Origin of the sequence: Nocardia higoensis (assembly GCF_015477835.1) — a bacterium.
GTDB classification, from domain to species: domain Bacteria; phylum Actinomycetota; class Actinomycetes; order Mycobacteriales; family Mycobacteriaceae; genus Nocardia; species Nocardia higoensis_A.
This window is the reverse complement of sequence record NZ_JADLQN010000001.1, coordinates 3157707-3167518: the sequence shown is the minus strand read 5'-3', so window position 1 is coordinate 3167518 and position 9812 is coordinate 3157707. Positions and strand designations below refer to the sequence as shown.

Below are 9812 nucleotides of genomic sequence, written 5' to 3'. Positions count from 1 at the left end.
TCATCCTGGTCGACGAGCCGGACTCGGGTCTGGATCCGGTGCGTACTTCGTATCTGTCGCAGTTGTTGATCGATATCAACGCTCAGATCGACGCGACGATCCTGATCGTGACCCACAACATCAACCTCGCGCGGACGGTGCCGGACAACATCGGCATGTTGTTCCGCCGTCAGTTGGTGATGTTCGGTCCGCGGGAGGTGTTGCTGACCTCGGAGGAGCCGGTGGTCAAGCAGTTCCTCAACGGCCGGATGATCGGCCCGATCGGTATGTCGGAGGAGAAGGACGAGGCGCAGATGGCGCGCGAGCAGGCGATGGTCGATGCCGGGCACCATCACGGCGGCGCCGAGGAGGTCGAGGGCATCATTCCGCAGATGCGCGCCACTCCCGGTATGCCGGTCCGCCAGGCCGTCGGACGCCGGCAGGCGCGGGTCCGCGAGATCATGCACACCCTGCCCCCGGCCGCCCAGGCCGCCATCCGCGAGTCGCTGGACAGCAGCGACGACACCCAGATCCTGCCCGCCTACTCCGACAACTCCTACGACACCACCGTCCGCCGGGACATGTCCAAGAGCTGACCGCCCGCCGGGACAGTACCCGAATGCCGTGTGCCGGTGCGATTTCCGAAATCGCACCGGCATTTCGTCGTCGTGGGCGGACGCGGGCACGCTGTCGCGGCCGGGGTGCGGCAGCGGACCGGCGTACCCCAGGTGACCTGCGAATTCATACTCCCGCAGTCGTTCTCGGCGGGCACCGGTCGCTCCTGCCACTTGACGAGTTTCGCCCGACCCGTCACGCTATTGGACAACAGTGAGAGCTGTCAGAGGCGGTCCGACCGACTCCGTAGCTCCCGGCGCAGCCAGCGTTACGGGGAGCGGAGAAGGCTCGGCGCGCCGCGGGCTCGCTGGATCACACGGATGGTACTTTGACATGTCCGTGCCCAGGGGTGTAAGTTTGGACGTTGCGCTGGCTGCCTCCTGTCCATACCTCGATTCGCACACGTGAGTTCCACCCTTCCGGTGTTGCTTCCGTCGTTGCCTGTTCGAGTTTCGTTCGGGTTGTGACCAGCGGAATTCGTAGCAGAAGCAAGCGACGGTCGCGGACCACCACGCGACGCGCGTGAGGTGCTGGAAGGACGCATCTTGGCAGTCTCCACCCAGACCAAGGCAGTTGCCGGAATCCCCGGAGCCCCGAAGCGGGTGTCTTTCGCGAAGATCCGTGAACCCTTGGAGGTGCCCGGTCTTCTCGATCTACAAACGGAATCGTTCGCCTGGTTGATCGGTTCGCCGGATTGGCGTGAGCGGGCCGCCGCTCGCGGCGACGTCGGACTGGTCGGTGGACTGGAGGAGGTGCTCGAGGAGCTCTCGCCGATCGAGGACTTCTCCGGCTCCATGTCCCTGTCCTTCTCCGATCCTCGCTTCGAAGAGGTCAAGGCCTCGATCGACGAGTGCAAAGAAAAGGACATGACCTACGCAGCTCCGCTGTTCGTCACCGCGGAGTTCATCAACAACAACACCGGTGAGATCAAGAGCCAGACGGTCTTCATGGGTGACTTCCCGATGATGACCGACAAGGGCACGTTCATCATCAACGGCACCGAGCGCGTGGTCGTCTCGCAGCTGGTCCGCTCGCCGGGCGTCTACTTCGACCACAGCATCGACAAGGGCACCGAGAAGGATCTGCACAGCGTGCGCGTGATCCCCTCGCGCGGCGCCTGGCTCGAGTTCGACGTCGACAAGCGCGACACCGTCGGCGTGCGCATCGATCGCAAGCGTCGTCAGCCGGTCACCGTGCTGCTCAAGGCGCTGGGCTGGAGCACCGAGGAGATCGCCGAGCGCTTCGGTTTCTCCGAGATCATGATGTCCACCCTGGAGAAGGACAACACCGCCGGTCAGGACGAGGCGCTGCTGGACATCTACCGCAAGCTGCGTCCGGGCGAGCCGCCGACCAAGGAGTCCGCGCAGACCCTGCTGGAGAACCTGTTCTTCAAGGAGAAGCGCTACGACCTGGCGCGCGTCGGTCGTTACAAGATCAACAAGAAGCTCGGCATCAACCTGGGTGTCCCGGTCACCGGCTCGGTGCTGACCAAGGACGACATCGTCACCACGATCGAGTACCTGGTCCGCCTGCACGCGGGTGACAAGGTGATGACCGCGCCCGGCGGCGAAGAGGTGCCCGTCGAGGTCGACGACATCGACCACTTCGGCAACCGTCGCCTGCGCACCGTCGGCGAGCTGATCCAGAACCAGATCCGGGTCGGCCTCTCCCGTATGGAGCGCGTGGTCCGCGAGCGGATGACCACCCAGGACGTCGAGGCCATCACGCCGCAGACCCTGATCAACATCCGCCCGGTCGTCGCCGCGATCAAGGAGTTCTTCGGAACCTCCCAGCTGTCGCAGTTCATGGACCAGAACAACCCGCTGTCGGGCCTGACCCACAAGCGCCGCCTGTCGGCGCTCGGCCCCGGCGGTCTGTCCCGTGAGCGCGCCGGCCTGGAAGTGCGCGACGTGCACCCCTCGCACTACGGCCGCATGTGCCCGATCGAGACCCCGGAAGGCCCGAACATCGGCCTGATCGGCTCGCTGTCGGTGTACGCGCGGGTCAACCCGTTCGGCTTCATCGAGACCCCGTACCGCCGGGTCGAGAACGGCCGGGTCACCGACGAGGTCGTCTACCTCACCGCCGACGAAGAGGACCGGCACGTGCGTGCCCAGGCCAACTCGCCGGTCGGCCCCGACGGCACCTTCCTCGACGACCGGGTGCTGTGCCGCCGCGGCAACGAGGAGATGGAGTACGTCGCGGCCTCCGAGGTCGACTTCATGGACGTCTCGCCGCGCCAGATGGTCTCGGTCGCGACCGCGATGATCCCGTTCCTCGAGCACGACGACGCCAACCGTGCCCTCATGGGCGCGAACATGCAGCGTCAGGCCGTGCCGCTGATCCGTTCCGAGGCTCCGATCGTGGGCACCGGCATGGAGCTGCGCGCCGCGGTCGACGCCGGCGACGTGGTGGTGAACGAGAAAGCGGGCGTGGTCGAGGAGGTCTCGGCCGACTACGTCACCGTGATGGCCGACGACGGCAGCCGCAAGAGCTACCGCATGCGCAAGTTCAACCGCTCCAACCAGGGCACCTGCTCGAACCAGCGTCCGATCGTGGACGAGGGACAGCGCGTGGAGCAGGGCCAGGTCCTGGCCGACGGGCCGTGCACCGAGAACGGTGAGATGGCCCTGGGCAAGAACCTGCTCGTGGCGATCATGCCGTGGGAAGGCCACAACTACGAGGACGCGATCATCCTGTCGCAGCGCCTCGTGGAGGACGACGTGCTCACCTCGATCCACATCGAGGAGCACGAGATCGACGCGCGCGACACCAAGCTGGGCGCCGAGGAGATCACCCGGGACATCCCGAACGTCTCCGACGAGGTGCTGGCCGATCTCGACGAGCGCGGCATCGTCCGCATCGGCGCCGAGGTCCGCGACGGCGACATCCTGGTCGGCAAGGTGACCCCGAAGGGCGAGACCGAGCTGACCCCCGAGGAGCGGCTGCTGCGTGCGATCTTCGGCGAGAAGGCCCGCGAGGTCCGCGACACCTCGCTGAAGGTGCCGCACGGCGAGTCCGGCAAGGTCATCGGCATCCGCGTGTTCTCCCGCGAGGACGACGACGATCTGCCTCCGGGCGTCAACGAGCTGGTCCGGGTGTACGTGGCGCAGAAGCGCAAGATCCAGGACGGCGACAAGCTGGCCGGCCGTCACGGCAACAAGGGCGTCATCGGCAAGATCCTCCCCACCGAGGACATGCCGTTCCTGCCCGACGGCACCCCGGTCGACATCATCCTGAACACCCACGGTGTGCCGCGTCGTATGAACATCGGCCAGATCCTGGAGACCCATCTGGGCTGGATCGGCAAGGCGGGCTGGCAGGTCGAGGGCAACCCCGAGTGGGCCTCGGCGCTGCCGGAGGAGATGTGGGGAGCCCCGCAGAACTCCAACATCGCCACCCCGGTGTTCGACGGTGCCCGCGAGGAAGAGCTCACCGGTCTGCTCGGCTCGACGCTGCCCAACCGCGACGGCGAGCGGATGGTCGACGACAACGGCAAGGCGGTGCTGTTCGACGGTCGTTCCGGCGAACCGTTCCCGTACCCGGTGGCCGTCGGCTACATGTACATCCTCAAACTGCACCACCTGGTCGACGACAAGATTCACGCCCGCTCGACCGGCCCGTACTCGATGATCACCCAGCAGCCGCTCGGTGGTAAGGCACAGTTCGGTGGTCAGCGCTTCGGTGAGATGGAGTGCTGGGCGATGCAGGCCTACGGCGCCGCCTACACCCTGCAGGAACTGCTGACCATCAAGTCCGACGACGTGGTCGGCCGTGTGAAGGTCTACGAGGCGATCGTCAAGGGCGAGAACATTCCGGAGCCGGGCATCCCGGAATCGTTCAAGGTGCTCCTCAAGGAACTCCAGTCGCTGTGCCTCAACGTCGAGGTGCTGTCCTCGGACGGCGCCGCGATCGAGTTGCGCGAAGGCGAGGACGAGGATCTGGAGCGCGCCGCGGCGAACCTGGGCATCAACCTGTCCAGGAACGAAGCGGCCACCGTCGACGATCTGGCGAACTAGGCGGACGGGGCGGACGCCGACATCGCGCGTCCGCCCGCCCGCGCTCGATACGAGTTCGGCCGGGGAACCCGGCCGGACCTCACTAGTGAACTCTTGCTCGAATTCGACCCGCACAGGGGAAAGGAAGTTACGTGCTAGACGTCAACTTCTTCGATGAACTCCGGATCGGCCTGGCCACCGCCGACGACATCCGCCAGTGGTCCTACGGCGAGGTGAAGAAGCCGGAGACCATCAACTACCGCACGCTCAAGCCGGAGAAGGACGGCCTGTTCTGCGAGAAGATCTTCGGTCCCACCCGGGACTGGGAGTGCTACTGCGGCAAGTACAAGCGGGTGCGCTTCAAGGGCATCATCTGTGAGCGCTGTGGCGTCGAGGTGACTCGCGCCAAGGTGCGCCGTGAGCGGATGGGCCACATCGAGCTGGCCGCTCCGGTCACCCACATCTGGTACTTCAAGGGCGTGCCCTCACGCCTGGGCTACCTGCTCGACCTGGCGCCGAAGGATCTCGAGAAGATCATCTACTTCGCCGCCTACGTGATCGTCGCCGTCGACGAGGAACTGCGCCACAACGAGCTGTCCACGCTCGAAGCCGAGATGGAGGTCGAGAAGAAGGCCGTCGCCGATCAGCGCGACGCCGACCTCGAGGCCCGCGCGCAGAAGCTGGAAGCCGACCTGGCCGAGCTGGAGGCCGAGGGCGCCAAGTCCGACGTCCGTCGCAAGGTCAAGGACGGCGGCGAGCGCGAGATGCGTCAGTTGCGCGATCGCGCCCAGCGTGAGCTGGACCGGCTCGACGAGATCTGGACCACCTTCACCAAGCTGTCGGTCAAGCAGCTCATCGTGGACGAGGTCCTCTACCGCGAGCTGGTCGACCGCTACGGCGAGTACTTCACCGGCGCGATGGGCGCGGAGTCCATCCAGAAGCTGATGGAGAACTTCGACATCGACGCCGAGGCCGAGTCGCTGCGCGAGACCATTCGCTCCGGCAAGGGCCAGAAGAAGCTGCGCGCGCTCAAGCGCCTGAAGGTCGTCGCGGCCTTCCAGGCCAACGGCAACTCGCCGATGGGCATGGTGCTCGACGCCGTTCCGGTGATCCCGCCGGAGCTGCGCCCGATGGTTCAGCTCGACGGTGGCCGTTTCGCCACCTCCGACCTGAACGACCTGTACCGCCGCGTGATCAACCGCAACAACCGCCTCAAGCGACTGATCGACCTCGGCGCGCCCGAGATCATCGTCAACAACGAGAAGCGGATGCTGCAGGAGTCCGTGGACGCGCTGTTCGACAACGGCCGTCGCGGCCGTCCGGTGACCGGTCCGGGCAACCGCCCGCTCAAGTCGCTGTCGGATCTGCTCAAGGGCAAGCAGGGCCGGTTCCGCCAGAACCTGCTCGGCAAGCGCGTCGACTACTCGGGTCGTTCCGTCATCGTCGTCGGTCCGCAGCTCAAGCTGCACCAGTGCGGTCTGCCCAAGCTGATGGCGCTGGAGCTGTTCAAGCCGTTCGTGATGAAGCGCCTGGTGGATCTGAACCACGCGCAGAACATCAAGTCCGCCAAGCGGATGGTGGAGCGGCAGCGCCCGCAGGTGTGGGACGTCCTCGAAGAGGTCATCGCCGAGCACCCCGTGCTGCTCAACCGTGCGCCCACCCTGCACCGCCTGGGCATCCAGGCCTTCGAGCCGCAGCTGGTGGAAGGCAAGGCCATCCAGCTGCACCCGCTGGTGTGTGAGGCCTTCAACGCCGACTTCGACGGTGACCAGATGGCCGTCCATCTGCCGCTGTCGGCCGAGGCACAGGCCGAGGCGCGCATCCTGATGCTGTCGTCGAACAACATCCTCTCGCCCGCCTCGGGTCGCCCGCTGGCCATGCCGCGTCTGGACATGGTCACCGGTCTGTACTACCTGACCCGCCTGGACGAGAAGGCCCCCGGCCAGTACCGGCCCGCCACCGCGGACTCCCCGGAATTCGGCGTCTACTCCTCGCCCGCCGAGGCGCAGATGGCCGTCGACCGTGGCGAGCTGACCGTGCGCTCGATGATCAAGGTCCGTCTGACCACGCAGCGTCCGCCCAAGGACGTCGAGGCCGAGCTGTTCCCCGAGGGCTGGCAGCGCGGCGACGCGTGGACCGTCCAGACCACGCTGGGCCGGGTGCTGTTCAACGAACTGCTGCCCGCGGACTACGCGTTCATCAACGAGCCGATGCCCAAGAAGCGGCAGGCGGCGATCATCAACGATCTCGCCGAGCGCTACCCGATGATCGTGGTCGCCCAGACCGTCGACAAGCTCAAGGACGCCGGCTTCTACTGGGCCACGCGTTCGGGTGTCACCGTCTCCATGTCGGACGTGCTCGTTCCGCCGGAGAAGGCGGCGATCATGGAGCGCTACGAGGCGCAGTCGGATCAGATCGAGAAGAAGTACCAGCGTGGTGCGCTCGATCACCAGGAGCGCAACAACGCCCTGGTCAAGATCTGGCAGGAGGCGACCGAGGAGGTCGGTAAGGCGCTGCGCGCGCACTACCCGGCCGACAACCCGATCATCACGATCGTCGACTCGGGCGCCACGGGTAACTTCACCCAGACCCGTACCCTCGCCGGTATGAAGGGCCTGGTGACGAACCCGAAGGGTGAGTTCATCCCGCGGCCGATCAAGTCCTCCTTCCGTGAGGGCCTGACGGTTCTGGAGTACTTCATCAACACCCACGGCGCGCGCAAGGGTCTGGCCGACACCGCGCTTCGCACCGCCGACTCGGGTTACCTGACCCGTCGTCTGGTGGACGTCTCGCAGGACGTGATCGTGCGCGAGCACGACTGCGGCACCGAGCGCGGCATCGTGGTGCCGATCGCGGAGCGTCAGCCCGACGGCTCGATCATCCGCGACGCGCATGTCGAGACCTCGACCTACGCCCGTACGCTGGCCGCGGACGCGCTCGACTCGTCGGGCAACGTCATCGTGGCCAAGGGTGCCGATCTCGGCGACCCGGCGCTGGAGGCGCTGCTCGAGGCCGGTATCACCGAGGTGAAGGTCCGCTCCGTGCTGACCTGCACCACCGGCACCGGCGTCTGCGCCACCTGCTACGGCCGCTCGATGGCCACCGGCAAGCTGGTCGACATCGGCGAGGCCGTCGGCATCGTCGCCGCCCAGTCCATCGGTGAGCCGGGTACCCAGCTGACCATGCGTACGTTCCACCAGGGTGGTGTCGCCGGCGACGACATCACCGGTGGTCTGCCCCGTGTCACCGAACTGTTCGAGGCTCGTGTCCCCAAGGGCAAGGCCCCGATCGCGGAGATCTCCGGCCGGGTGCGGCTCGAGGACGACGACCGCTTCTACAAGATCACCATCATCCCGGACGACGGGAGCGAGGAAGTCGTCTACGACAAGCTCTCGAAGCGTCAGCGTCTGCGTGTGTTCAAGCACGAGGACGGCTCCGAGCGCCTGCTCTCCGATGGTGACCACGTGGAGGTCGGTCAGCAGCTGCTCGAGGGCGCTGCCGATCCGCACGAGGTGCTGCGCGTGATGGGTCCGCGTCAGGTGCAGATCCACCTGGTCCACGAGGTCCAGGAGGTCTACCGCAGCCAGGGTGTGTCGATCCACGACAAGCACATCGAGGTCATCGTGCGGCAGATGCTGCGTCGCGTGACGATCATCGATTCGGGCGCCACGGAGTTCCTGCCCGGCTCGCTCACCGAGCGTGCCGAGTTCGAGGCCTCGAACCGTCGTGTGGTGGCCGAGGGCGGCGAGCCCGCCGCGGGTCGTCCGGTGCTGATGGGTATCACCAAGGCGTCGCTGGCCACCGATTCGTGGCTGTCGGCGGCGTCGTTCCAGGAGACCACTCGCGTGCTGACGGACGCGGCGATCAACTGCCGCTCCGACAAGCTGATCGGTCTCAAGGAGAACGTGATCATCGGCAAGCTGATCCCGGCCGGTACCGGCATCAACCGTTACCGCAACATCCAGGTGCAGCCGACCGAAGAGGCTCGTGCCGCGGCGTACGCGGTGCCGTCCTACGACGACACCTACTACAGCCCGGACAGCTTCGGCGCGTCCACCGGCGCCGCGGTGCCGCTGGACGACTACGGCTTCAGCGACTACCGCTGAGCCGCTAGGGCATGAAGACTTCGGCCCCCGCTCCGAATCCGGAGCGGGGGCCGAAGTGCGTTTCTCGCCTGCGGTGTGATCAGCCGACGGCGACGCCGCCGTTGTTGCTCTGCGAGCCGGCCGAACCGGTGATGAAGGCGCTGAGGAAGTTGTTGACCAGCACGTTGCTGTCGACCGAGTTGGCGGTGGCGGAGTCGATGAGGGCGATGAAGTTGAGCATGCTGCGTGTCCTCTTGCTTAAGGCGGATCGCGACGATCCGAGTGCCTGTGGAGTGTCCGGAAGCCCGGTCTGATGCGTTGACGCAATCGGAACAGCAGCTTAGTCACATTTCCGTGAGTGTGACTAGAGTTTGTTTCGGATTGGTACGGCCGTGCTGGAGTGCGTCGTGGTGGCGGGTCTCAGGGTTGGCCGGTCAGATACGCGACCGCCGCGTCCACGGCGGGTTGCCCGCCGCTGTTGTAGAGCCCGACGAAGGCGCCCGCCACACCGCCGATCACCGCGCCCAGCGGCACCGTGACGATGTCGAAGACGAACAACCCGAGCGGGAAGCCCAGCAGAGCGCCGATAGCCGCGCCGATGCCCGCCGCGGCGGTGATCTCGGGCATCGCGCGCTGGGTCACCTCGTGGAATCGGTCGTAGGAGCTGATGTCGCGCAACGGGTTCGGCGCCGGGTCGGCCGGGGCGAGGGTGAGCCGGGTGCCCGCCTCGTCGATGGTCGGGAGGAGAGCGACGTCGTGGTCCTGGATGTGCAAGGTCATCGGCAGGGCGGCCAGCACGTGGCCGTCGGTGTCGGTGACGGTGACGATCCGATCGTCGTGGACGAGTTCGAAACGGCCGCCGCTGATTTCGGTGACGGTGGCACGGTGGCCCTCGGTCACCGACATCCGGTAGTCCACGCCACCGGCGCTGCCCCGCAGGTCGGGAGTCTGCGCCGGGGTGCTCTGGGCGGGCCGGTCCGGTGCGGGTTCGGCGTGCGCGCCCGCCGAGGTGAGGCCGATGGCTGCCGCGGCCAGCGCCGTCGTCACTGTCATGGTCATCGCGCTGCTTCGCATGTGTCTTCCTGTCGAGCTGCCGGGCATACCGGTTTCCGTATTGTCGGGATTGTCGGTCAAG

The 9812-nt window shown here is 66.4% G+C and carries 4 protein-coding genes and 1 pseudogene; 3 read left to right on the top strand and 2 right to left on the bottom strand.

Annotated features, from left to right (window positions below; all coding sequences use genetic code 11):
• The 3 genes and pseudogenes from IU449_RS14055 to IU449_RS14045 all read left to right on the top strand — a co-directional run.
• Positions 1–575, top strand: a pseudogene (locus IU449_RS14055) (ABC transporter ATP-binding protein); the annotation flags it as partial.
• A gap of 546 nt (positions 576–1121) precedes the next feature.
• On the top strand, positions 1122–4613 hold the full coding sequence (locus IU449_RS14050) for a DNA-directed RNA polymerase subunit beta (RefSeq protein WP_195002202.1): 3492 nt from the start codon (positions 1122–1124) through the stop codon (positions 4611–4613).
• A 131-nt stretch (positions 4614–4744) separates the two neighbouring features.
• Positions 4745–8698 (top strand): DNA-directed RNA polymerase subunit beta', encoded by a 3954-nt coding sequence (locus tag IU449_RS14045; RefSeq protein WP_195002201.1) that lies wholly within the window; start codon positions 4745–4747, stop codon positions 8696–8698.
• Positions 8699–8777: 79 nt separating this feature from the next.
• Here the strand turns inward: IU449_RS14045 and IU449_RS14040 are convergent, their stop codons facing one another.
• Both IU449_RS14040 and IU449_RS14035 read right to left on the bottom strand, forming a co-directional pair.
• A complete protein-coding gene (locus tag IU449_RS14040) occupies positions 8778–8918 on the bottom strand; it encodes a hypothetical protein (protein WP_157101150.1) in 141 nt (46 codons plus the stop codon).
• Between the two features lie 179 nt (positions 8919–9097).
• A complete protein-coding gene (locus tag IU449_RS14035) occupies positions 9098–9751 on the bottom strand; it encodes a hypothetical protein (RefSeq protein ID WP_228803968.1) in 654 nt (217 codons plus the stop codon).
• Positions 9752–9812: the final 61 nt, after the last annotated feature.